Here is a 24925-nt window from a genome sequence, read left to right as displayed (position 1 = left end):
GTGCTCCAATGTACGAAGAACTCAGAAATGAACTGAAAAAGCGAAAATACAGAATCACAGCACAAAGGGAGATGATCCTCAAGATATTCCTTGAGTCTCGAGGGAAACATTTGGGTGTTGAAGAAGTCTACAGGGAACTTTTGAACAGGAATGTTAGGATAAGCAAAGCAACGGTTTACAGAGCAGTGGAACTTCTAGTGGAGCTTGGGTTCTTGAGGAAGCTGAATTTTGGCGAAGGGCTCTATAGATACGAACTTGTCGATAGGACATCACGAGAATCTCATCAACACGTGATTTGCCAGAAATGTGGAAAGATAATGGAGATTCAATCTGATCAAGTGGAAAAAATTGTGTCTGAGATCTCAGAAAAAACAGGGTACATCATAAACTGGCACGATTTGAAATTCTATGGAATATGTCCCGAATGTCAAAGAGCAGAGAAAGAGGGATCAAGATAAGTATAAAATAAAGAAATTTTGGAAGAGGAATAACAGGAAACAAGTTTGCCAATCTGACAGTTGTGTCCAAAGGTATCGCCAGTACATTTGCAAATTTTGCCATGAGAGCGGCAGGAGCTTTCAGACCTATCAAAAACAAAAAGAAAGAGCAATGAGCAAACCACGTTACGGGTATTATCATGAGGGAGACAGGAACGGAAAATAGCAAAGTTGAAATGTTAGTCTCTCCAAAAAATAGACAAAGAAAAGGGAGAGCAGATAAGTAAGCTTTTATTGTTAAGTCGAAAATGCCTTTTGAGTTTAGGATACACAACGTTACAAAAAACGATAACAGAAAAGAGGGAGAGAAGACCACGGTGGGATCCAGTAGAATCATGAAAGATCCCACCGTTGCTGTAATGTAAGAGGAAGTGGTTTTGAATTCTAATGCTTGAAAGATTTTCCACATCCCGAGCGTCAGATAAGCTCTCATAACAGAAGGAGTTCCCACAGAAAACACATACGGGATCAAGAGTAATAAGGCGACACTTTCCTGGATATCTCTCCTCCAAGTGAAGAAAGAAACAACGGTTGTGTACAGTGAAAAAGCGATTCCAATGTGAAGCCCTGACACTGCATAAAAATGTCCCAAACCGCTTTTGTATATCTCACTGTTCTTTTCTCCGAAAAGTAAAGAAACAGCAGAACCAGATAATTTCTCAGAAAAGGATTTTTTCAGAGTTTTCAAAGAAGGTTTATTGACTGTTTTCACATAAGTTGGATGAAAAACTTTTCCGTCAAAATATCCGACAGCATAGATGTAACCCTCTTCGGACGAATCGATTTTCATAGAACGAACCTTTCTCCATTTTCCATCTCGGAACACTCTCCCGCTTGTTATACGTGAACCAACCTTGAAACCTACGATCTCGTACTCTCCAGATGGTAAAACGTTGAGAGAAAAAAGAAAAGCCCCGAGGAGAAAAGAAGATACGATAAGCAAAGGTTCCTTGTTTTTTCTTCGGAAAAATGACCATGGAAGTAGTCCAATGGAGAACAGCAAGTACCAATACCATGGAAAATGGTAAAGGGCGCTTAGCAGCGCCCCCAAGCATAAAGAAAGGAATACCAGTATCATGCTCCGAACTTCTCCAACCTTCCGGCGTATGCAAGAGCAAGGGTCATGACATCACTTGCGTGAATCGTTCCAAGCGTTCCACGGGCACATTCGTATTCGTTGAAAGCTTGAGAGAGCCCTCTCCTTGTGTACTTCGATCTGATCAGAATCGGTACGGGATGCCAACTGTGTGCTTTCAAGGGCACAGGTGTAGAATGGTCTCCCGTGACGACAAAAACATCTGGATTCAAAGAAAGAATCTCTGGAATCACTTTATCAACTTCTTCGATTACTTTCACCTTTTCTTCGTATTTTCCATCTTCACCATAAGAATCAGTCTTCTTGACGTGAACATAGAAAAAGTCATAATCGTTCCACTTTTCCTTCAAGGTTTGTATCTCGTCTGCGATCGTCTGTCCAGTTTCTATGATCTCCATTCCTACGAGTTTTGCGAGACCTTTATACATTGGATACGTAGCGATGGCTCCAGCCTTCATTTTATAAATCTCTGGAAATTTTGGAAGATCGGGGTACTTGGAAAATCCTCTAATGAGAGCAAAATTTATCTTTGGGTTATCCTTCAGAACCTCCGCTATTTTCTTGATCAATTCGTTTGCAATTCTAGCGGTTTTTTTCGAAGGTTCATCCAAGCCTTCTGCCCAAACCATGGGATGGCCTTCCTTTTGAGGATCCGCGTCTGTTACTTTATCTCCAAGCCCTTCACCTGTGAATTTAACAACAAATCTATGTTCTTTTCCTGGATAAAAAGTTATCTTAACGTCTTCTATCTCCTTAATCTTTTCGGAAAGAAGCTGCACTACTCTGGCAGATTCCTCTGTAGCCGGTCTTCCCGCCCTTCTATCGAGTACGACTTTCCCATCCCATGTGGCAAAGTTCGCTCTGGCAACCACATCTTTTTCATCAACTTCCACGCCTATACCGAGTGCCTCGAGGATACCTCTTCCGATTTGATACTTTATAGGGTCGTATCCGAATAATGAAAGATGGCCTGGTCCGCTTCCAGGGGTTATGCCTGGAAGAACGGGTATTGTTTGTCCCAAATCACTTTCTTTTGCAAGATCGTCGAGATTTGGAGTGTTGGCAGCCTGAAGGGGTGTTTTTCCATTCACAGGGATATCTCCTAATCCATCCATCACAAGCAGAACGATTTTTGTTTCATTTTTTGTGACAAGTTTCGATACGAACTCTTGTTTATCAAACATCGACATCCCTCCTCCTGTGTAATTTTTCCATCACATATTTTAGTCTTTCATCGTCCACAACGGGTGTGCCCTGTTCGAGTGATTGCAGCAGTGCTATCAGAAGATCTGAAAATTTGTTGAGATCGAATTTGTCAGTGTATCTGAATCTTGAAAGCCTCAATGAGAATTGCCAGTTTATATCTTGTGTTTCAAAGACCAGCTCTTTCATGAGATCTTCTACAAATATGTCACCGAATGCTAGAAGATATTGAACAACTCTTACAAGAGCGACCGATGCGGCAATCATGGTTGAACTTCCAAAGAATGCAGAAACGAATTTTACAACGTTCTCCTCCATTTTAAAGATATCTGGTGACACAAAAATTATTCCCAGAATCGTTTCCAGCATCTCAGAAGTATCTATTTTTGTGTCGTAAGAGGGAAAATCTCCTTTTCTGAGTTTCTCTATCCTGTTTTGAACCTCCTCATTGGAAGAACTCAAATCTTCTGCTAGAGCAACCACGTCGAGCGTTCCTTCGAACAGGTAATCTTTCAACCAATCGAATTCTTCGTAATGTGGAATTTTTACGTTACTTTCCACAAGGGAGATAAGGTGTTCAGCCTTTTCTTTCAGCTCTCCGGTAATCTCAGAGAGAATTGATACAGCCGTTCCTTTGTCGAAATGCAGGAGAACAGATGCGTAGTTGTATTTCAAAATTTCTTCATCCTTATGTTTGCTGTAAGCATCTTCAAAAACTTCTAGGGCTTCTTCGTACAACCCAAGTGTTTTTAGGAGGAGGCCGTATTCGTTTGCCACCATTGGATCGTCAGGATTTTTTTTGTGTAATTCTTTCAGGATTCCAAGCGCTTCAAAAAGTTTTCCAAGCTTTATGAGAGTGTAGGAAAGATTGAACTTCACATGATCTCTTTCTTCTATCTCTAGAGCCTTTCTAAAAAATTTTTCTGCTTCTTTGAACCTTTGTAGTTGATTGTATATAACTCCCAATCTCTCGTAAACTTCTACAAAGTTGGGATCTTTTTCGATTATTCTCTTGTACTCTTCGATGGCTTCTTCCAATCTCCCTTCTTTCAGCAAAATATCTCCTTTTTTCAAAAGTGGTAAAAGAAATTCTTTGTTGACTTCATAAGCTTTTTCATAAAACAAAAGGCTATCTTCTGTCTCATCCTTTTCACTTAAGATGTTCGCAAGTTCAAAATAGGCAGGTGCAAAATACTCGTTCATTGAAATGGCAATTTTCATTTCTACCTCTGCTGTTCCCAGATCTCCTCGATGCTTCAGGAGTAACCCTTTGTAAAAGTGATAGCGATAATCGTGTTCCACACTTCTTGCCTTTTCCAAAATTTTTTCGGCTTCATTCAAGTTTCCTTCGCGAAGGGCTCGTTTGAATTTTTCGTAGAGAAAAAACACATAATAACTCTTGTAGTATTCATCTTTTGAAACTTCGTACTGGGCTTCTAATCCCCTCAATATCACATCGAGGGGTATACGGTCCTCTTCCACTACTCTAGGAAGATCTTCCACTAAAATAGGGAGTTTTATCGGGAGGTTATTCTGCTTTGCCTTGTCTGGATCCAAAGGAAGATACACGATCGCTTTTATACCTTGTCACCTCTCATTGTAGAAGTATCAAAAACGGATAATGTGGTTGCTCTCCTTCGTGGATTTCGAGATCTAAGTTTGGAAACTCTTCACCAATAAGCTTCTGTATCGACTCGAGTTCAGACTTTCTGTAATTGTCTCCGAGAAAGACTGTGAGAATTTCTTTTTCTCTTGCGTTTTCTTTTTCCAGAACAGCTTTTAGAGCCTTAGTGAGATCGAATCCATGAGCTGCGAGTTCTTTTTTCACAAAGACGAGGTATTCTCCTTTCTTTATACGTTTTCTTCCGTATTTAGAATCTCTTACAGCTTTAGTTATGGAAATAGGAACACATTGATTTATAGCTTCCTCGAATCTCTTCACAAGATCGGAGGGTTCTTCATCTGGATCGTACTCTATCATCGCAGCTACGCATTCTTGAACGTAAGAGGTTGGAATGACGATTACCTCTCGATCATCGATAGTTTCTGCCACTTGTTTTGCCGTGAGAAGAACATTTGCATTGTTTGGAAACAGAAAAACAACTTTGGCGTGCGTTTGTTCAACTGCAGTTTTCAAGTCAGCGAAACTAGGGTTCATGGTTTGTCCACCTGGCACAACGACGTCTACCCCCAAACCCTTCAAAATCTCTGAAATGCCTCTCCCCGGAGAAACCGCTACGACTCCAACTTCTTTTTCGATTTGGGCCGAGATAATGTGTTCATGTTGAAGTTTCATGTTATCTATCTTCACTTTCACTATTTCACCGAACTCCAAGACCTTTTCTAAGACTTGACCGGGATGGTTCGTGTGAACGTGAAGCCTAAAAAGGTCATCCTGTTCGACAAGAACAACTGAATCACCTATCTCATTTAGAAAATGTTCCAATTCAGATTTTTCAAACACCCGGTTTCTCCTGACTGCTACTTCTGTACAGTATTGATTTGTAATCTCTTCGAGAGCCATTTTTTGAAGTTCTTCGACGGACGCTTGTTCCACTTGCTCCAGGTTCACTTCAATATCGCCTTTTATAGCGTCTCTCATTCCTTCGAAGATGTAATAAAGTCCCTTCGCACCTGCATCCACAACCCCCGCTTCTTTGAGTTTCGGAAGCATGCGAGGAGTTTTACTCACAGTATCTTTCACCGTTTCAACGATCCAATCGAACAACTCCTCAAAGGTTTCAAAAGATTTGTTCTTTAGCTTTTCATCGAGTTCTCTTATGACTGTCAACATCGTACCTTCCACAGGTCTCATAACGGCACTGTAAGCAATTTTTCGGGCGTTGGATATCATTCTTACGACATCCCGTGGGGTGATAAAATCTTCCGGAGACGCATCTGCCATTCCTCTCAATATCTGCGAAAGAATGACTCCTGAATTCCCCCGAGCTCCCATCAAGGCTCCTTCTTTGATGGCCCTCCACACTTCTGTGAGATTTTCGGAATCAGTGTTGTCAATATATTTACACGCTTCCAACATGGTAGAGGACATGTTGGAACCCGTGTCCCCGTCGGGAACCGGAAACACATTCAAAGCATTGATTTCATCTTTATGTTTTAGGAGATTCTCCGTCGCTTTTTTGATAATCGTTTTTAAGAATCTTCCTGTGATCTTTTTCAAGTTCTCTACCTCCGTTTCACTTGATTCCTACCACATGAACAGTTATGTTCAATTTCTCGCACCCAGCTAAAGTCTTCAACTTGTGAGCCACGTTGTCTGCTATGTTTTTGGCAACCTCCCTGATGTTCACACCATATTCGACTTCGATGTAAACATCCACGTTCAAGGAAGAATCCTCGAGTTCTTCAATCTTGATACCTCTGTCCCCACCGAAGATCTTCTCAAAGAAAGATCGAGAATCCCCCAAACCAACTGTTCCATAACTTTCTGCAGTAGCCAAATACACGATCTTTTTCAATGCTTCAACCGTTATTTCAAGTTCTCCGTTCTGGAGCATGATTTTCATAGTTTCCCCTCCCTACTCTTGACCTTAATATATGTTAGCATAGTTTTCATAAGTTCTTCTGCGTTGAGCCCCAGCATCTCTAAAACTTCTTTTCTGCTTCCATGAGGTACAAAATGGTCATCCACACCGATGTTTACCACGGTTCCTTTCCATCCCATTTCCTGAAGTCTCTGAGCCACGTAGGAACCAAATCCTCCTATTTTCATTGCCTCTTCAACTGTGAATATGAGTTCATGATTTTGAGCGATTTCTTTCAACACGCGTATATCCAAAGGTTTTATTGTCAAAGCGTTGACAACTGTCACATTCAAAGGAATCTTCACGATTTCGTCCAAAATGGTACCAGTGGCTATCACAGCGGCGTCCTTTCCTTTCTTGATTACTTTCCACCCGAGGTCTATTTCTTTCATGTTAGAAAGCAATTCCTCGAGATTTCCATGGAAGGATTCTTTGGGATATCTCACAGCAGTTGGCCCATTAAGATTTTTCAGCACCGTGTAGATTGCATTCACAAACTCCTGCGGAGATGAAGGGGAGATGATTTTCACGTTTGGTATGGGTAAAAGATAGTTTATGTCGAAAAGACCATGATGTGTGGGACCATCCTCTCCTACTACTCCAGAGCGGTCTATTGCAAGGAGAATAGGTGCATTCTGAAGGGCTACATCGTGAATGAGTTGATCGTACGCTCTCTGAAGAAATGTGGAATAAATAGCAACAACGGGTTTCATTCCCTGAAGACCAAGAGCAGCTCCGAAGGTGACACACGTTTGTTCAGTTATTCCAAGGTCAAAGAAGCGATCAGGATGTCTTTTCTGGAATACAGAAAGTCCCGTGCCATCAGCCATAGCAGCAGTAATAGCTACTATCCTTTTATCTCTTTCTGCGATCTTTGAAACAGTGTGTCCAAGAAGTGAGCTATAGGAAAGACGTTCTGGCTTGCCAACAGGAGAAGCACTGTGATACCTTGTAGGATCTTCTTCTGCTGTTGGAAAACCTTTTCCCTTCCTTGTCACCACATGAACAACCACTGGATAATCGTAATCTTTTATTCTTTTCAAGATTTTCTCAAGGATTTCTATGTTGTGACCATTGAACGGACCGAAATATTTCAAACCGATGGCTTCGAAGAAATTATTCCCTTGTATGACACCTTTCAAACTATCTCTGAGATACTTCATTTCTTCTTCTACACTGAAACCTATCTCTGTTTTCTCGAGAATTCTTTTCAAAGCCTTTTTTCCCTTTAGGTAAACCGGGCTCGTCCTCAATTTCGAAAGGTGATATGCGAGTCCTCCTACATTCTCCGATATGGACATTCCATTGTCATTGAGAATGATTCTCAACTTAGAACCCAGATTTTTCATCTGATTCAGTGCTTCAAGTGCCATCCCGGATGTTAGAGCACCGTCTCCTATGATGACAACCGCTTGCTTTTTTTCTTTGAGAAACTCGAACGCCTTTTCAAAGCCCAGTGCAGCCGCTATGGAGGTTCCTGCGTGACCGGTTCCGAACCAATCTAGAGGAGACTCTCTTCTTGTGACGAAACCACTGAGACCACCGAATGTTCTTATTGTGTGAAACATCTCATCGCGTCCCGTGAGAATTTTGTGGGTGTAGGCTTGATGTCCTGTATCCCAGATGATGGCATCTTCTCGGGGATCGAAAACGCGATACAGAGCTAGAGTCAGTTCCACCGTTCCCAGATTTGAAGCAAGATGACCTCCATTTTTCATCACGACGTCCACGATTTTCTTTCGTATTTTTTCGGCGAGCTCGCTCAACTCTTCATAAGTCATCTTCCTGATTTCGTCCAACAGCATCCTCATCACCTTCCAATTCTTTTAAAACGTCCACTATCTTCAAGCGCTCTTTTTGAAGAACCTCTTTACATTTTTTGTAAAGTCTCATTCCTTTTTCAAAGAGACGAACTGATTCCTCTAGAGGTAAATCTTCATTTTCCAATCTATTCACTATCTCTTCTAGTTCTTTCATCATTTTTTCGAATTCCACTTCATATCACCCTCGCTTTTTTCTGACCGTCTTTGAAGACGAATTCTACGATTTCTCCAGATTGTAACTTAGAAGCTTCTTTCACAATTTCGCCGTTCTTTCTAACCAAAACGAACCCCTTTTCGAGAGGTTTCAAAGGATTCAAATTTTCAAGCATTCTGGAGAGATGATCTAATTTTTCCTGGTTTCGTTTGAAGAAATTCAAAAGAGATTTTCTGAGCCTTGCAGTCAATTCTTTGACTTTTTCCGACAGCAATTTGTTTATTTCGCTCTTCTTTCTTCCTATCGAAAGAAGATAGCGGTAAAACATGTTGAGTTTTTCCTCAGTCCGATCGATATTTTCAAGAAGAGCGTTTTTTGCTCTTTCAAAGAGCTTCTCTAGATCTTCGTGAATCCTGCTGAAATCGGGAAGAACGAATTCGGCGGCACCTGTGGGAGTATGCATCGAAACGTCTGCCACCAAATCGGCTATGACGTGGTCTACTTCATGTCCAATACCCGTCACAACAGGATGCTTTACTTTCAATATTTCTCTTACCACTTCTTCTTCGTTGAACACCCAAAGATCTTCCTTCGAACCACCACCCCTGACTATCAAAACAAGATCCAAATCGTATTCGTTTACTTTCCTCAACACCTTTATCAATTCCTCCTTGGCTGACTCTCCTTGAACCGAGGTGTGAAAAAGGTAGATCTCAACAGGGGCTTTTCTCTCTTTTGCTGTCCTTACCACGTCTTGGAAAGCTGCAGAGTCTCTCGATGTAATGACACCTATTCTTTTTGGAAATCTGGGAAGGGCCTTCTTAGTACGAGAAAGCAAACCCTCTTCGACAAGTTTTTTCAAAGTTGTTTCAAATTTTATCTGGTAAAGTCCCATATGATTGAGATACCTGATACTCGAACAGATGAATCGATACGTCCCATGAGGGATGTAAACACTCATGCTTCCTTCAACGATTGCTATCCTTCCCTCTTGAAGATGGATCCCCATATTGTCTCCGCCGAACAGGACACAGTCCAATTTGGCATTTTGATCGACCAGTGAGAAAAAAATATGGCCCTTTCTAGGGCGCACATTAGAAATTTCACCATAAACACTCACGTTGGTGAGGTACGGATCCCCTTCTATAAGTTTTTTTATATACTCACTTATTTCCGTAACGGAGTAAGTGTACCCGTTCATCCTGTCTGCCTCTCTGCCGCTCTCACGACATGATCGAACAGTAAGATGGTCGTGATCTGTCCCACGCCACCCGGGACTGGTGTTACATACCCCACCCTTTCCACAGAGGGATCAACATCTCCACACCATTTTCCATTCACATAGTTTATGCCAACATCTATCACCACTGCTCCTTCTTTCACCATCTCTTTCTTCAAAAAGTGTGCTTTTCCAACTGCCACGACGACTATATCGCTTTCCTTAGTAAGCTTTACTAGATTTTGTGTCTTTGAATGACATACCGTGACGGTAGCATCCCTTCCTCTTTTGAGAAGCATTATCGAAAGGGGTTTTCCAACTGTCACACTTCTTCCTACTATTGTAATTCTCTTACCTGGAAGTTCAGTGACGTTTTCAAGTATTTTCACAACCGCTTCAGCGGTACAAGGTGGAAAAAGTTCCTCGCCGTAAATCAGTGATCCAAGGTTTGCAGGGTTAACCCCTTCAACATCTTTTTCAACAGGTACAGCGGCGAAAACATCTTTTTCTTCTAACTCTTCCGGTAGAGGTCTTGCAATGAAAATTCCACTTACACTCTTATCTTTAGCAAGTTCATTCAATGAGGAAAGAAGACTTTTCGGAGGAACTTTTATTACCTCGAAACTTATTCCCAACTTTTCTGCTTTTTTCCCTTGGGACTTTAGATAAGACATTATAGATGGATCATCCTTACTCACCACACTGACGAGTTTCGGTGTGATGTTTAAAGAGTTTATTCTTTCTTTTATGTTCTTTTCGATCGCCTTCGCCAGGGGTTTACAGTCTATCCACACACCTTTTTCCTCCCTCACAGAACGTTTAGAATGTTTCCATCTTCGTCTACATCCATGCTCAAAGCGTTGGGATTTTTTGGAAGGCCAGGCATCAAGTTCACGTCTCCTGAAAGGATTACAATGAAACCCGCTCCAGCAGAAACGTAAGCGTCTCTCACAACGAAGGTGTAATCTTTGGGGGCTCCTCTGAGTTTCGGATCGTGAGAAATAGACTTTGGAGTTTTGGCGACTATAATAGGCAACCCTTCAAAACCGTGTTTTTTGATGAATCTCAATGCCTTTCGTGCTTCATCTGTGTATTCGACCGCACCTGCTCTGTAGATTTCTTTTGCAAGTACTTCTATCTTTTTCTCAAGAGGATCTTCCCAATCATATAGAAAACTGGGTTTCCTATTTGTCACCGACTCCACAACTAACTTTGCAAGATCTAGCCCACCTTCTCCGCCCTTTTCGAAAACCTCACTGATTGCCACCTTGACACCAAGTTTTTCACATTTTTCCGCAACAAAAGAGATCTCTTTGTTGGTATCAGTTTCAAATTTGTTCAAAGCCACGACAACTGGCAGATTGAACTTCTTCAGATTTTCTACATGTACTTTTAAGTTTTCAAAACCCCGTTCTAAAGCCTCTATATTTTTTTCTTGAACATTTTTCAAATCGACTCCTCCATGGTATTTTAGAGCACGGATCGTCGCAACAATCACCACTACGTTCGGATACAAATCTCCTACACGTGAAACGAAATCTATGAACTTTTCAGCTCCCAGATCAGCTCCAAAGCCAGATTCTGTCACAGTGTACTCACCGAGTCTTAAAGCCAACTCCGTCGAGATAAGAGAATTTGTTCCGTGGGCGATATTGGCGAATGGACCCCCATGAACAAAGGCAGGTGTTCCTTCAGATGTTTGAACAAGGTTTGGATTCAACGCATCTTTTAAGAGAACAGTCATTGCTCCTTGGATATTAAGATCAGATGCTTTTATCAATTCTCCTTTCGAGTTAAGAGCTACAACTATCCTCCCGATCCTTTCTTTCAAATCTTTCAAATCTTTTGCCAAACTCAAAATCGCCATGATCTCCGATGCGGCGGTTATTATAAATCCATCCTCTCTGGGGAAACCGTTCGGAGATCCTCCTAGTCCAACTACGATCTTTCTCAATGAACGATCGTTCATATCCATTGTTCTCTTCCAAAAGATCTTCGTCAAATCTATACCGAGTTCATTCCCGTGTTTTATATGAGAATCTATGATAGCAGAAAGTAAGTTGTGAGCAGAAGCTACGGCATGTATATCACCAGTGAAGTGAAGATTTATCTCATTTGCAGGAAGAACTCTTGATTTTCCTCCTCCAGTGGCTCCGCCCTTCAATCCAAGAGTGGGTCCAAGTGAGGGCTCACGAAGAGTGACCACCGATTTTTTTCCCAAAAGATTGAGCGCCATTGAGAGTCCAATGCTTGTGGTTGTTTTGCCCTCACCTGCTGGTGTGGGAGTGATTGCGGTGACGAGAACAAGCTTTCCACAATCTTTATCTTTGAGGTTTTTCAATAGTCTGTGGTCTATTTTTGTAATATAACGACCATATGGGAATAGATAATCCTTTTCTATTCCCAATTCTTCCGCAATTTTTTCAATTGGTAACATTGTTTTCACCCTCACAATTCGAATTTCTCTTTTGGTGCATGTTCTTTTGCTATCCTGTCGAGAATACCGTTGACAAATTTTCCACTGTTCTCGGTACCATATCTTTTGGCAATTTCGATAGCTTCGTCTATCGTTACTTCTATAGGAACATCTTTTTCATAGAGAAGCTCGTAGCAACCAAGCCTCAATATATTTCTATCAACAGCTGAGAGGCGATCCAACGTCCATCTCTCAAGATACCGGGAGATGAGTTCATCTATTTTTTCTAGGTTTTCTTTTATCCCTCGAATGTAACGTCGAGCATCACTTTTTGCTTTTTCATCATAACTATCGTCCAGTATTTCCTCAAGAATCTGTTCCACATCCTCGTCTTTTCTGAATTCATGCTGAAAAAGTGTTTTGAAGACAGCAAGCCTCATTCTTCGCCTCGGTGTTTTCATATCTTGAACTCCTTTCTAGTCGTTTTATTCGGTCTTTTCTTCCTCCTCTCCTCCGGGTTCTTCTATTTCTTCCTCTTTTTCGAAAACATTCTCCACCACAACATTTATAGATTCGACATTCATGGACGTCATCATTTCGATGTCGTGTTTCACTTTTTCTGTAAGTTTGGAAACGTACTCAGGAATTGGCTCACCGTAAGGCACATCGATCTTGAATTCAATAATGAGACTATCATCTGGATTTCTTGTTACATCGAGACTTTTCCTAATTTTTTTGATTACCTTGGAACTCACATCACCCAGAAACTCTTCGATGCTTCTGATTGCAATTTCCTTTATCACTCCATCCGATATTTCGATATTCTTGTATTCTTCCGACATACAGATCCCCCCCCTTTTTTATGCTCTTCCCACGTATTCACCTGTCCTTGTGTCAACTTTTATTTTATCACCAACTTCGATAAAATAAGGCACCGTTATTTTGAGGCCTGTTTCGAGAACGGCTGGTTTTCCACCACCCGATACAGTATCTCCTTTGAAAGATGGTTCTGTCTCCACCACTGTCAATTCGACGGTGGTTGGGAGCTCAACACCTATAGGTGATCCTTCGTAAAAGACCAAATCCACTTCCATATTTTCGATCATGTAATATCTGGCATCTCCTATCTCCTCTTCGCTGAGAGCGTACTGTTCGTAATCATCCAAGGTCATGAAATAATAATGATCGCCATCTCTGTAAAGATATTGAGCCTTTCTGAAAGAAAGCTCCGCCTCTGGTACTTTTTCACCACTTGGAAAGTTTACTTCTCTGACCAAACCTGTTTTCACGTTCTTGAGCTTTGTTCTCACAAGACCACTTCCTCTTCCCATAAAATGCTTGCTTGCTTCAAGTACCCTGTATATCTCTCCATCATAAACGATGAACATACCCTTTTTCAAGTCACCTACTTCTATCATGTAAACACCTCCTATAACAAAATTTACGAGGGGATTCGCTCCCCTCGTAGAATTTTATCATAACATTACAATTAAAGAATTTCTTTGACCTTCGAGACGATACCTTCTTTATCAAGGCCATATATTTTGTAAAGTAGTTTGTAGCTTCCAGAGACTGCAAACTCCGACAATCCTAACCTCACGTACTTTTTCGGAAAGATACCGTTTTCGATGAGTACAGTTCCAAGGTAACTGCCGAGTCCAGTAAACACGTTGTGATCTTCAACAACGAGTACAGGTTTCCCATCAGTCATTTTCAGCGTCTCAATATCAAGATCTACTGGGCAAGATACGTTCAAAACCGTCACGTTCACCCCTTCCTTTTTTAGTTCCTCTGCTGCTTCCACTGCCACATGAAGTGTGGAACCGTAGGTCAAAATGACGGCATCTTCACCTTTCCTCACAATATCTATTTTTCCGTACTCAAATGTGTAGTTATCTCCGAAAAATGGTTTTCCATCTTCTTTTAGGATGATAGGCAGCTTTGATCTCCCCATAGCGATCACGAAATTTCCATACTCTTTTGCGGCATATCTCACAACTCTGTCGGTTTGATTCGGATCACCGGGTACGATTACTTTGAAGCCGTACCAATTCATAGGACCGGATATGTAGTCGAGGCCGTGATGGGTTTTTCCATCTTCTCCAACGTTGATTCCACAATGAGTAACAACAACTTTTAAGTTAGTCCTGTTTATGGCATTCAGTCTGTGCTGGTTATAGGTCTCAGAAATACCGAATACTCCAAAATCAGCGAAAAAAGTGATTACACCCTCTGCAGAAAGTGCCCCTGCCATTGCAGCAGCATTGTGTTCTTGGACTCCAACCTCTAAAACTCTTTCGGGGAATTCTTTATCAAGGAGATCAAGTTTCACTGAACTTTTCAAGTCACAATCTACCGCAACTATCGGTGTGGCGTTTGGATCATTGGCGTTCTTTCTGACGATATCGAGAATCGCTTTTCCAAAGGCTGTTCTGTTGTCAAGCGGTTCGGTGTAAGTAATTGGATTCCCCGTATCGATTCTCACCGGATAAAATTTATGAACCTTTTCGTGCTTTTTCACCGGAAGTTGTTTTCTTTTCTCAATATAAATATCCACATCGTTTTCTATCCCCAACTCTGACAAAGCTCTTTCGAGTTCTTCCCTGTTCAAGGGTTTCCCATGATATTTCACTTCGTTCTCCATGAAGGAAACTCCTTTGCCCATCACCGTTTTTGCAAGAATAGCGACGGGATTGAGTTCATCTTCAACAGCTTCTTTCAAAGCGAGGTAGATCTGTTCGTAATCGTGACCATCGATTTCAATAACTTTCCAACCATCTGCAAGATAGTTTTCCTTTATGTTCACAGGCATGATATCCCTTGCTCGTCCGCTGATTTGAGCATCGTTGTAATCAATTATCACCGTGAGATTCGTTACACCATATTTTTTTGCAACCCTTCTCGCTTCGGCAACCTGCCCTTTCGCTTGTTCCGCATCGCTCATGAGAACAAAGACATGATAGTCGTTTCCGGTGAATCTAGAGGCGAGCGCGAAACCAAGACCAGCAGAAAGACCTTGACCTAAGTTTCCAGTGGTCCAATCAATTATCCCTACCCCTCTTGTTACGTGCCCTTCGAAAACAGAGGCGGGATGTCTGAACCCGATCAGTACTTCTTCAAGATCAACGAACCCCAATCTTGACATTGCGGCGTAGACACCAGGAGACGTATGGCCATGGCTGATCACAACTCTATCTCTTGCTGGATCATCAATGGGCCTCAATTTTGCATACTTGAAAACGGTTAGATACAGATCAATAGAAGACATGGAGCCACCTGGATGACCGGAATTGGCAATGTACGTCATTTTCAAGATATCGCCCCGACAGAGTTTGCCGAGTTCTTTTAATTCTTCTAATTCGCTCTTTGGAAGTTTTTCATATGGAAACCTTGACATTGTTAAACCTCACCTCCTGAGATTGGGTCATAATATTGAATTGACCAGATTATCTTTTAGAATTCTACCATTATTGTAACGTTAAAAAGTTTTCAGGGAGGAAAAAAATTGTGTTCAAGCTGGTAAGCGAATATGAACCTACCGGAGATCAGCCTCAAGCGATAGAAAAACTTGTTGAAGGATTAAACAGAGGGATGAGATTTCAAACACTTCTTGGGGTTACAGGAAGCGGGAAGACGTTCACCATGGCCAATGTGATCGCTAGGGTGAACAGACCGACGCTCGTTATCTCACCGAATAAAACCCTCGCCGCACAACTCTATCAAGAATTCAAAACCTTTTTTCCAGAAAACAGGGTGGAGTTTTTCATAAGTTATTATGATTACTATCAACCAGAAGCTTATATTCCCACGAAGGACCTCTACATAGAGAAGAATGCGGATATAAACGATGTGATTGTGAGAATGCGTATGTCCACTTTGAAGTCGGTGAGGACAAGAAGAGATGTGATCGTGGTTGCGAGTGTTTCTTGTATCTACGCGACGGGGGATCCCAATGATTTCGATAGAATGAACATAAAACTCTCTGTAGGCGATAACATAGATACCTTAGAGCTTGCAGAAAAACTAGCAAAGATAGGTTATCGGAGAACGGAAGATGTTTCTCTGTCGGGGTGTTTCAGGCTAAGAGGAGACACCGTGGAGATTTATCCCACTTATCAAGATGAAGGAATAAGAATCGAATTCTTTGATGATGAAGTAGATTCAATAACTTTGATCGATAGAATGAATCGAACTACTGTAGAGAGGTTGGATAAGGTCATAATTTACCCGGCTGTCGAATTTGTTACAACTGAAAGGAAACTGAAAAAGGCCATTGAATCTATAAAAGAAGAACTCAACGAAAGGCTTGTAGAGCTCAAGAGACAGGGAAAAACTTTGGAGTACGAACGTCTCAAACAGAGGACACTAAACGATATAGAACTTCTTGAAACAATGGGTTATTGTCCTGGTATAGAAAATTATTCCAGACATTTTGATGGAAGAAAACCAGGCGAACCACCCTACACCCTGTTAGATTACTTTGATGAAGATTTTCTAGTTTTCATTGACGAATCTCATATCACTGTCCCTCAATTGAGGGCGATGTACAACGGGGATCGATCTAGGAAGAAAAATCTTGTTGAATACGGTTTTCGTCTTCCTTCTGCTTACGATAACAGGCCTCTAACTTTCGAGGAATTTTTGAAAAAGGTCAAACAGATTATTTTTGTTTCCGCCACACCAGGGGATTTCGAATTGAGTGTTTCTGAGCAGGTTGTAGAGCAGATCATAAGACCAACTGGTCTCGTTGACCCGGAAGTGGAAGTACGACCTACGAAAGGACAGGTAGACGATTTGGTTAACGAGATTGTAAAAGTGAAACGAAGAGGCGAAAGGGCACTTGTTACAGTTCTCACTAAAAAAACAGCGGAGCTTTTGAGTGAACATTTGACCGAACTTGGCATAAGATCTCTGTATCTTCATTCAGAACTTGATGCGATAGAAAGAGTGGAAGTTTTAAAAAAATTGCGGCGCGGAGATGTGGATGTAGTGGTTGGAGTTAACCTTCTAAGGGAAGGATTGGATCTTCCAGAGGTATCGCTTGTTGCAATCATGGATGCCGATGTAGAAGGTTTTTTGAGATCAGAGACCACTCTTATACAGATTATAGGGAGAACAGCAAGAAATGTAAACGGTAAGGTCATTATGTACGCAGACAGGATAACAAATGCCATGAAGAGAGCCATTGAAGAAACGAACAGAAGGAGGAAAATACAGCTTGAATATAATCGAAAACACGGTATCACTCCGAAGTCCATAGTGAAACCTCTCGAAATAGAAATCTTTGAAAAATTTATGGTCAAGGAAGAACCAGTCAAGTATGGAGACACGCTTTCGAATATCTTTGCCTTGAAAAAAAATCTCTCTCCCGAGGAATACATAGCTTTGCTGGAAGAAGAAATGTATCGAGCAGCCAGCGAGTTGAGATACGAAGACGCGGCAATTCTAAGGGATGAATTATTCAAGGTGAGGGAAGAAATAAAAAAGAAGAAGGGACGATGAGTCCCTTCTTCTTTTTGGCGGGGACGACGGGATTTGAACCCGCGACCACCGGTGTGACAGACCGGCATGCTAACCGGGCTGCACCACGTCCCCTGAACCGGTTACTATTTTCTCAGAAAAAGTCGTGGTTGTCAAGGGGGATTTATGGATTACGTTCTGACTTTATACTTGTTTTTGACAAAGTCTGATCCCCTTCTTATCGCATCCAAGTTGACACTCAGAAACATGCGTTTGGACCCTTTGAGTTTTTCTTCCAAAGCTTTTTCAATGGATTCAAATCTTACTACTTTTGTTGTTTCTATAAAGGCACCCAACATTACCATGTTTGCTACTTTCTGCAGGCCTATTTCTTCCGCAATATCGTTTGCAGGTATCTCTATTATTTCTACGTCTTTCCTTTCGAGCTTTTTATCCACCACCGATGAGTTTACAAAGAGAATCCCTCCTGCTTTCAATCTTGGCCCAAACTTTATCATTGAAGGAAGGTTCATGGCAATCACTTCCGTTGGATGGTCTATGATAGGTGATGTCACAGGTTTTTCATCTATCACGACTGTACAATTGGCAGTACCTCCTCGCATCTCTGGACCATACGAAGGAAGCCATGTGGTATTTTTCCCTTCAATAACGGCGGCTGTAGCAAGCACTTGCCCCATGAGCATGACACCCTGTCCACCGAAACCCGCTATTATTATCCCATGGTATCCCATTTCAATCCCCCACCTTGTCCACAAATACTCCCAAAGGATACTCTTTTGTCATGTTTTCCAACAGCCATTTTTGGGCTTCGACTGGGCTCATTCCCCAATTCGTGGGGCAGGTGCTGAGGACCTCTACTAAACCGAATCCCACACCTTTTATCTGGGCAATAAAAGCTTTTCTAATGGCTTTCTTTGCGTTCCGAATATTTTGAGGCGTACTCACGGTAACTCGCTCGAGATAGGCTACTCCGGGCAAAGTACTCAGAATCTCAGAAACATGGAACGGATATCCATCGTTTTCTGGATTTCTCCCGTAAGGTGTAGTGGTGGTTTTCTGACCGAGGAGGGTAGTGGGAGCCATTTGACCACCCGTCATACCGTACACCGCATTGTTTATAAAGATTGTTGTCAACTTTTCTCCGCGATTGGCCGCGTGGATTGTCTCTCCAATTCCTATCGCCGCCAAATCTCCATCCCCTTGATAGGTGAATACCACACGATCAGGAAGCGCTCTTTTTATACCAGTGGCAACAGCAAGGGCTCGACCGTGTGGAGCTACTGTTCCGTCCACATTGAAAAATTCGTATGCAAAGACAGAACATCCCACAGGGGCAACCATTATAGTTTTCTCTTGAATTCCGAGTTCATCTATGACCTCAGCAATCAATCGATGAACTATTCCATGATGACAACCGGGACAATACGTGAATTCTTTTTCACTGAGAGATTTTGGCCTGCTGAATATCACCATCTTGTCCACTATTTCACCTCCTTGAGGAGATTTTCAAAAGCAAATCGAATCTCGTTCGGTGTGGGCACTATGCCACCCATCCTGCCGTAGAAATATACAGGTGCTTTTCCATTTACAGCGAGTCGAACATCTTCCACCATTTGACCACTGCTCATCTCTACGGTGAGCACAAAATTTACCTTCTTCGAAAGTTCTTCGAGCCTTTTGTAAGGAAACGGCCAAAGTGTTATGGGTCTGAACAAACCAACCGGTAGATTCTTTTCTCTGAGGTCGTCTACAACGCTTTTAAGAATTCTTCCAATCGTTCCATACCCTACCATGAGGAATTCGGCATCCTCCGTTTTGTACTCTTCCCATCTTTGTTCCTCAAGTGAAATTCGTGCGTATTTCTCTTGGTAGCGTTTGTTCATTTCTTCCAAACCGTGAGGGTCTATATTGAATGCGGCTATTCTGTGAGGTTCTCTTCCATTGGCACCCGTTAATGCCCAACTTGAATGATCTGGAAGAGAAGAAATATCCTTCATAGGAGGTAATTCCACAGGTTCCATCATCTGACCGATCATTCCATCTGCCAATATGAGAACAGGATTTCGATATTTATCTGCAAGATCAAAAGCAAGTTGTGTTAAATCCACCGCTTCCTGGAGAGTCGAAGGCGCGAGAACAATCAATCTATAATCTCCGTGACCACCACCTTTGGTCGCTTGGAAGTAGTCGCTCTGCGCCGGTTGGATATCACCAAGTCCCGGTCCACCCCGAACAACGTTTACAAAGACACATGGAAGCTCCGCACCAGCGATGTAAGAGATACCTTCCTGCATCAAGCTGAAACCTGGTGAAGAAGTGGAGGTCATAACCCTTTTTCCCGTACACGCAGCACCGTATACCATGTTTACGGTGGCTATTTCACTTTCAGTTTGAAGGAATGTTCCACCAACTTCTGGAAGCCTCTTTGACATGTACTCTGCTATTTCACTCTGAGGAGTTATAGGATACGCGAAATAAAGTCTGCATCCCGCTCTCACTGCAGATTCTGCGATTGCTTCGTTTCCTTTCATCATCAACTTTCTCATAAATTTCACCCCTCAGACGTTTACCTTCAGTTTCTTTTGGACTTCTCGAAAAACCGTTATACACACATCCGGGCAACTCAAATAACAAAAACCACATGCTATGCATCCTTCACCCTTGTATTCGGCAGGATGATAACCTTTGGAATTGTATTTCTTAGAAAATCCAATTACCTTAACTGGACATGCGTCCACACACAATCCACAACCTTTACATCTTTCTGAATCAATTTCAATGTATCCCATCGCTTTTGCCATACTTTCACCTCCCTATCTCCCACAAAGTCTTCATGAATCTCTTTATTTTGAAAACGGGATACTTGAGTGAATTAACATCGATTCGTGAAGCCAAATCTTCCAACACCACAGTCCATTTCACTGGAATTCCCGTGATTGTGGAAACCTCTGTGAGAATTTTTTCTCCTTGCAGTAGTGTTTCTTTTGTGCTCAAGGGTCCAAGATTGGAGTTATTAACAAGAAAATCGATGTGTAATCTTGATCGGTTCGAGAGTCTCTCCATCGTCTGAACTATTTCTCTCACGTTCTCGCTGAACGGTCTGAAGACGTTGATCACAAAATAAGTTTTTGTTTCACGATTTTTCAGCAAAGGTTTCAATGAACTGATGACTCTTGCTCCATCATCGTCTCCACCCAGATCAATCACAACGTGAGATTCTTCACTTGAAAAAGCTCTTTCTATATGCTTGGGTATTATGGGGAGGTCCATGTACTTCAATCTATTTTCAACCGTCACAACTAAAATTCCTCTCTTCCTCAGCGTGTCCTCAACATCCCTGATTCTGAAATAAGGGGTGATAACATCGAGGTCCACAAGTGACACATTTTCTCCCATTTCTCTCAATCGAAGAGCCAAATTAATTGAAATTTCTGTTTTTCCGCTACCGAATGGTCCCATCAATATATGCACCATATTTCTCTCTCCATTCTTTCGCTTCTTGTGTGTAATTTTTAGGCCTTTCTTCTCCCCTCAGGACTCTGAGCACGGAAAGAGCGAGAGCTTTTTCTTCGTCACTTCCTGGGATGACAACAACCGGTGCGATGAAGTTCACTCTTTCGCTGATCCACGGAACGAGAAACTCTCTATCGTATGCTAGCCCGCCCGTGAGCACAACAGCATCAACTTCACCTTTCAAAACAGCCGCCATCTTACCAATCCATTTCGCTATTTGATAAGCCATGGCTTTGTAGACGATCTCTGCATATTTGTCTCCTTCTTTTATCCTTCTTTGAACTTCTTGTGCATCATTTGTGCCCAGATATGCAACAAGTCCTCCGTTACCAACGATACGTTTTTTCATCTCCTCGTAAGAATACTCTCCGCTGTAACATAAATCTATGAGCTGCGTTAAAGGGAGAGTACCACTACGTTCTGGAGTGAAAGGTCCATCACCATCTAGAGCATTGTTGACATCAACCACTCTCCCTTTTCTGTGAGCGGCGATAGAAATGCCTCCTCCCATATGCGCTACGATTAGATTTACCTCGTTGTATTTCCTACCAAAAGATTCGGCAACTTCCCTGGCAACAGCTTTTTGATTTAGAGCGTGAAATATGGATCTTCTTTGATAGTCGGGATGCCCACTTATACGGGCAATGTTTTCCATTTCATCAACTACGACAGGGTCAACTATGTAGGCAGGAACACCCGTTTCCGAAGCCAGGTTGTGGGCTATAAGAGCCCCCAAATTAGAGGCATGTTCTCCGTTTTTTGCATTCTTTAAAGTTTCTATCATGTAGGTATCTACAAGATACACTCCTCCCGGGACGGGATCTATTAGACCTCCACGACCAACGAAAGCAGAGAAAGAAGATAATTCGTAACCGGACGATGTAACAAATTCCCTCACTAGTTTTTCTCTGAACTCAAGTTGATCGATTATTCGTTGAAATTTTTTGAGTTCTGATACCGAATGAGAAATCTTATGGAACTTGATCATTTTCTCATCTTCAAAGATTGCAACTTTTGTTGATGTAGAACCTGGATTTATGGTAAGAATGCGGAACACAATATCACCCCTTATGTCCCGTTTTCAAAGAAATTAAGGCTCCCAACGCTATAGAAAAAAGCTTCGTCTCATCATTATCTGCCCTGGAAGTAAGAACGACAGGAACACGGGCTCCAACAACTACCGTTGCAGCCTTTGCGCCGGCTAGATAGATGAGAGCCTTTGAGAGAATGTTTCCAGATTCTATGTCAGGTACAATCAAAATATCCGCATCACCAGCAACAGAGCTATTTATTCCTTTGATCAGAGCCGCTTCTTTACTCACAGCATTGTCAAAGGCAAATGGTCCATCTACGATACAATTCTTTATTTGACCTCTTTCGTTCATCTTTGATAGGATCGATGCATCTAGAGTGATTGGCATCTTTGGATTAACCACCTCTATGGCTCCGACTATCGCAACTTTTGGGGTATCTATTTCCAAGGTTTGAGCTACAAAGACTGCATTCTCGATAATGTCAACTTTCTGTTGAAGATCGGGAGATATGACCATTCCTCCGTCAGAAACGATCAAAAGCTTATGGTAAGTTCGAAGTTCAAAAACGCTTACCGCGGAGAGAGTTCTTCCTGTTCTGAGACCGTATTCTTTTTGGAGAAATATCCTCATCAGATCCCCAGTCTTGATTTTTCCTTTCATTAAAAGATCAGCTTCTCCTTTTGAAATTGACTCTACCGCCATTCTTCCTGCTACAATTGGATCTTCTACGTGAACCAAATTAACCTTTTTCAGGTCGAGATTCAAAGCATTTGCCAATGATTTTGTTCTTTCAGCGTCCCCGAAAAGAACCACCTCCACGATTCCCTTTTCAGAAGCTACCGTGACGGATTTTAGTATATCTTCATCATGTCCAACAGCAACCGCTAGTCTGACGGTTTTCTTAAAAGAACCGATCTTATCGAAAAGCTCATCGAGTTTCCGCATTCTTTCTCCTCCACACGATCTCTTTGTAATCTTTCGGTTTTTCTTCACCTTTGAGTACTCTTAGAACTCCGAGAGCCAGTGCTTCCATTTCAAATTCTCCTGGCACTATTCTCAAAGATCCAAATTTTCGAACATACTGTCTTATCATCTCAACGAACTCTAAACTGTGTGCCATTCCGCCCGTAATGATTATTGCGTCAGGCTTGGATCCAAGAACTGCACACATTCCTCCAATCTCTTTCGCAATTTGATAGGCCATCGCCTCAACGACTAATCTCACTTTTTCTGAATTTTTCGATTCTTCTAAAGCCCTTCTCAAATCGTTCGTTCCCAGATATGCAACAAGTCCTCCTTTTCCAACGAATCGCTTCTTCAACTCTCTTGCGGTGTACTTTCCAGAATATGCCGTTTTCACAACGTCTCCGACGGGAAGTTCACCCGTTCTTTCAACGCTGAACGGCCCTTCATCGTTAGCATTGTTCACATCTATCATTTTTCCGTTGAGATGAGCGGTGACAGAAATTCCACTACCGAGATGAACCACAACCATCTTAGTCTTTTCATAAGGTTTTCCCATTTCTTTTGCTACTTTTCGGGCAACTGCCTTTATGTTCAAGGCGTGTGAGTAGCTTTTTCTTTCTATATCTGGGAGGCCAGAAAATCTCGCTTCATCACACATCTCATCGACAGAAACGGGGTCTGTAATGAAACAAGGAATGTTGTGAGGTTTCCCAAGTTTATACCCTATTACCGCTGCAAGATTGGAAACGTGTTCAACGGGGGAATGATGGAGGAGATAATCGACCATGTATTCGTCCACTTTGTAAGTTCCACTGGGAACAGGTTCGAGAATTCCACCTCGTGCTCCGATGGCATCGATATCTTCCATACTGTAACCGTGATTTTCAAGGAATCTCTCTACAACAGCCCTTCTCATCGGTTCTTGATCCATGATCCTTTCGTATTTCATAAGTTCTTCAACAGAATGAGTGATTCTCTCTTCGCAGATCTTCGTTTCATCTTCAAAAATGGCCACTTTCGTTGAAGTTGAACCGGGGTTTATAACCAGTATTCTGTACATTGTTCCACCCCTTGAGGATTTGAAAACATCAGCTTGGGCCTTGTATCTCAGTAGAAAATTAAGTCTTTCAAACGATTTTTCAGGAAAATGTCCGACGCATTTTATGGTTTACATTTTGTTACACAAAATTTTAGTTGATGTTCCATTATGAATATTACCATATAGAAACATTCATCTCAAAAAAATTTTTCTTCTCGATTTGGAGGGCTGGGAAAACAAAAAAGCGGGCCTTGAAAGGCCCGCCGGATGGTGGGGAAAACTCACCTTTGAACCATTTCCTCCAGTACTTCGAATCCTTCATCTGTGAGCAGAACGAAAAGCATCTTTTCTATTCCTCTGAATCTTCTGTACTGATCTATCGTGATAATATCGTCAATTTTTTCTACGAACTCCCTGTACGCATCTCTTATCTCATCCTTCAAATCCCACATTTGGTCTTTCAAATCTTTTGCTTCCTTTTCGTCTCTTTCAACCAGAGCGTTGTAATATTCTTGAAGAAGTTGTTCGGATTTTTCTCGAAGTGAGTCTATGGTTTCCTTGGTTTCCTTTGTTGTTTCATAGATCTCGTTCAATTGCTCGTCACTGAGATCAAGTTGGTTGATTGTTTCTGCTATCCTTGTTTTGAACATGAGTTCCATTTGTTCTTCGTCTCTGAGCTGTAACCTAAGACCGTATCCAAATCCTCTCTCCAATCTTGCTCTCTCTCTTTCGGGACCGGGAACTCCAAACTGTGGCTCAGGATGCTTGTGCATGTAAGCTTGACCCATGAGCGGTTGTCTGTCAGGGTTTCCGTACCCCACTGCGAAAAGGCCCATTGCAACAGTAAGAACCATCATCACCACGAGAAATTTTCTCATCTCAACCACCTCCTACCTAAGGTTTTCAACTTCATACTAACTCGTCGATTGTGAAAAAAAC

The 24925-nt window shown here is 41.9% G+C and carries 25 protein-coding genes and 1 tRNA gene; 2 read left to right on the top strand and 24 right to left on the bottom strand.

Going from position 1 to position 24925, the window contains the following annotated elements:
* The first annotated feature begins 8 nt into the window (after nucleotides 1–8).
* The gene (locus AS005_RS02375; RefSeq protein WP_101510082.1) at nucleotides 9–458 is read left to right on the top strand and encodes a Fur family transcriptional regulator; all 450 of its coding nucleotides are present in this window, start codon (nucleotides 9–11) and stop codon (nucleotides 456–458) included.
* On the opposite strand, the gene AS005_RS02370 is transcribed toward AS005_RS02375, so the two are convergent.
* The 14 genes from AS005_RS02370 to AS005_RS02305 form a co-directional block, all read right to left on the bottom strand.
* The gene (locus AS005_RS02370) at nucleotides 382–1575 is read right to left on the bottom strand and encodes a ComEC/Rec2 family competence protein (protein ID WP_101510081.1); all 1194 of its coding nucleotides are present in this window, start codon (nucleotides 1573–1575) and stop codon (nucleotides 382–384) included. The genes AS005_RS02375 and AS005_RS02370 overlap by 77 nt on opposite strands.
* A complete protein-coding gene (locus AS005_RS02365) occupies nucleotides 1572–2777 on the bottom strand; it encodes a 2,3-bisphosphoglycerate-independent phosphoglycerate mutase (RefSeq protein WP_101510080.1) in 1206 nt (401 codons plus the stop codon). The genes AS005_RS02370 and AS005_RS02365 overlap by 4 nt, the downstream gene beginning before the upstream one ends.
* On the bottom strand, nucleotides 2770–4365 hold the full coding sequence (locus AS005_RS02360; RefSeq protein WP_233186207.1) for a tetratricopeptide repeat protein: 1596 nt from the start codon (nucleotides 4363–4365) through the stop codon (nucleotides 2770–2772). Before AS005_RS02360 ends, AS005_RS02365 begins: the two co-directional genes overlap by 8 nt.
* Before the next feature lie 25 nt (nucleotides 4366–4390).
* Nucleotides 4391–5977 (bottom strand): DAK2 domain-containing protein, encoded by a 1587-nt coding sequence (locus AS005_RS02355; protein WP_101510078.1) that lies wholly within the window; start codon nucleotides 5975–5977, stop codon nucleotides 4391–4393.
* Between the two features lie 16 nt (nucleotides 5978–5993).
* Nucleotides 5994–6323 (bottom strand): Asp23/Gls24 family envelope stress response protein, encoded by a 330-nt coding sequence (locus AS005_RS02350; protein ID WP_101510077.1) that lies wholly within the window; start codon nucleotides 6321–6323, stop codon nucleotides 5994–5996.
* Nucleotides 6320–8146 (bottom strand): 1-deoxy-D-xylulose-5-phosphate synthase, encoded by a 1827-nt coding sequence (dxs, locus tag AS005_RS02345; protein WP_101510076.1) that lies wholly within the window; start codon nucleotides 8144–8146, stop codon nucleotides 6320–6322. Before dxs ends, AS005_RS02350 begins: the two co-directional genes overlap by 4 nt.
* Nucleotides 8112–8336, bottom strand: a complete 225-nt coding sequence (locus tag AS005_RS02340) for an exodeoxyribonuclease VII small subunit (protein ID WP_199203812.1) — start codon at nucleotides 8334–8336, stop codon at nucleotides 8112–8114. The genes dxs and AS005_RS02340 overlap by 35 nt, the downstream gene beginning before the upstream one ends.
* A 1-nt stretch (nucleotide 8337) precedes the next feature.
* Nucleotides 8338–9519: an exodeoxyribonuclease VII large subunit gene (gene xseA, locus AS005_RS02335; protein WP_101510075.1), complete on the bottom strand. Its 1182-nt coding sequence runs from the start codon at nucleotides 9517–9519 to the stop codon at nucleotides 8338–8340.
* On the bottom strand, nucleotides 9516–10331 hold the full coding sequence (locus tag AS005_RS02330; RefSeq protein ID WP_101510074.1) for a bifunctional 5,10-methylenetetrahydrofolate dehydrogenase/5,10-methenyltetrahydrofolate cyclohydrolase: 816 nt from the start codon (nucleotides 10329–10331) through the stop codon (nucleotides 9516–9518). Before AS005_RS02330 ends, xseA begins: the two co-directional genes overlap by 4 nt.
* Nucleotides 10332–10345: 14 nt before the next feature.
* Complete coding sequence (locus AS005_RS02325) at nucleotides 10346–11974, bottom strand: formate--tetrahydrofolate ligase (protein WP_233186206.1); 1629 nt, start codon at nucleotides 11972–11974, stop codon at nucleotides 10346–10348.
* 11 nt (nucleotides 11975–11985) lie between these two features.
* A complete protein-coding gene (gene nusB, locus AS005_RS02320) occupies nucleotides 11986–12414 on the bottom strand; it encodes a transcription antitermination factor NusB (RefSeq protein ID WP_101510072.1) in 429 nt (142 codons plus the stop codon).
* Nucleotides 12415–12438: 24 nt separating this feature from the next.
* On the bottom strand, nucleotides 12439–12795 hold the full coding sequence (locus AS005_RS02315; RefSeq protein ID WP_101510071.1) for an Asp23/Gls24 family envelope stress response protein: 357 nt from the start codon (nucleotides 12793–12795) through the stop codon (nucleotides 12439–12441).
* Nucleotides 12796–12813: 18 nt separating this feature from the next.
* Complete coding sequence (efp, locus tag AS005_RS02310; protein ID WP_101510070.1) at nucleotides 12814–13371, bottom strand: elongation factor P; 558 nt, start codon at nucleotides 13369–13371, stop codon at nucleotides 12814–12816.
* A gap of 71 nt (nucleotides 13372–13442) precedes the next feature.
* Entirely contained in the window at nucleotides 13443–15350 is a 1908-nt protein-coding gene (locus AS005_RS02305; protein WP_101510069.1) for a transketolase, read from the bottom strand.
* A gap of 110 nt (nucleotides 15351–15460) precedes the next feature.
* Between AS005_RS02305 and uvrB the strand changes: the two genes are divergently transcribed.
* A complete protein-coding gene (gene uvrB / locus AS005_RS02300; protein WP_101510068.1) occupies nucleotides 15461–17455 on the top strand; it encodes an excinuclease ABC subunit UvrB in 1995 nt (664 codons plus the stop codon).
* Between the two features lie 15 nt (nucleotides 17456–17470).
* Here uvrB and AS005_RS02295 read toward each other — a convergent pair.
* From AS005_RS02295 to AS005_RS02250, 10 genes are all read right to left on the bottom strand, one after another.
* Nucleotides 17471–17548: transfer RNA gene (locus tag AS005_RS02295), tRNA-Asp, on the bottom strand.
* Between the two features lie 56 nt (nucleotides 17549–17604).
* A complete protein-coding gene (locus AS005_RS02290; protein WP_101510067.1) occupies nucleotides 17605–18165 on the bottom strand; it encodes a 2-oxoacid:acceptor oxidoreductase family protein in 561 nt (186 codons plus the stop codon).
* Between the two features lies 1 nt (nucleotide 18166).
* Nucleotides 18167–18907, bottom strand: a complete 741-nt coding sequence (locus AS005_RS02285) for a thiamine pyrophosphate-dependent enzyme (RefSeq protein ID WP_101510425.1) — start codon at nucleotides 18905–18907, stop codon at nucleotides 18167–18169.
* 8 nt (nucleotides 18908–18915) lie between these two features.
* Nucleotides 18916–19980 carry a 3-methyl-2-oxobutanoate dehydrogenase subunit VorB gene (locus AS005_RS02280; protein WP_199203811.1) on the bottom strand — a complete coding sequence of 355 codons (1065 nt, stop codon included), beginning with the start codon at nucleotides 19978–19980 and terminating at the stop codon, nucleotides 18916–18918.
* Nucleotides 19981–19992: 12 nt separating this feature from the next.
* Nucleotides 19993–20235, bottom strand: coding sequence for a ferredoxin family protein (locus tag AS005_RS02275; RefSeq protein WP_101510065.1), 243 nt, complete (start codon nucleotides 20233–20235; stop codon nucleotides 19993–19995).
* A gap of 4 nt (nucleotides 20236–20239) precedes the next feature.
* Nucleotides 20240–20908, bottom strand: a complete 669-nt coding sequence (locus AS005_RS02270; RefSeq protein WP_101510064.1) for a hypothetical protein — start codon at nucleotides 20906–20908, stop codon at nucleotides 20240–20242.
* Entirely contained in the window at nucleotides 20877–22004 is a 1128-nt protein-coding gene (buk, locus tag AS005_RS02265) for a butyrate kinase (protein WP_101510063.1), read from the bottom strand. Before buk (AS005_RS02265) ends, AS005_RS02270 begins: the two co-directional genes overlap by 32 nt.
* Before the next feature lie 4 nt (nucleotides 22005–22008).
* Nucleotides 22009–22926 (bottom strand): bifunctional enoyl-CoA hydratase/phosphate acetyltransferase, encoded by a 918-nt coding sequence (locus AS005_RS02260; RefSeq protein ID WP_101510062.1) that lies wholly within the window; start codon nucleotides 22924–22926, stop codon nucleotides 22009–22011.
* Nucleotides 22910–24007 (bottom strand): butyrate kinase, encoded by a 1098-nt coding sequence (buk, locus tag AS005_RS02255; RefSeq protein WP_101510061.1) that lies wholly within the window; start codon nucleotides 24005–24007, stop codon nucleotides 22910–22912. Before buk (AS005_RS02255) ends, AS005_RS02260 begins: the two co-directional genes overlap by 17 nt.
* Before the next feature lie 260 nt (nucleotides 24008–24267).
* Nucleotides 24268–24864 carry a hypothetical protein gene (locus AS005_RS02250; protein WP_101510060.1) on the bottom strand — a complete coding sequence of 199 codons (597 nt, stop codon included), beginning with the start codon at nucleotides 24862–24864 and terminating at the stop codon, nucleotides 24268–24270.
* Between the last annotated feature and the right edge of the window lie 61 nt (nucleotides 24865–24925).

The organism is Thermotoga sp. KOL6 (assembly GCF_002866025.1).
Classification (GTDB): Bacteria; Thermotogota; Thermotogae; order Thermotogales; family Thermotogaceae; genus Thermotoga.
Note: the sequence above shows the minus strand (reverse complement) of the source record. Positions and strands in the feature narration are given on the sequence as shown.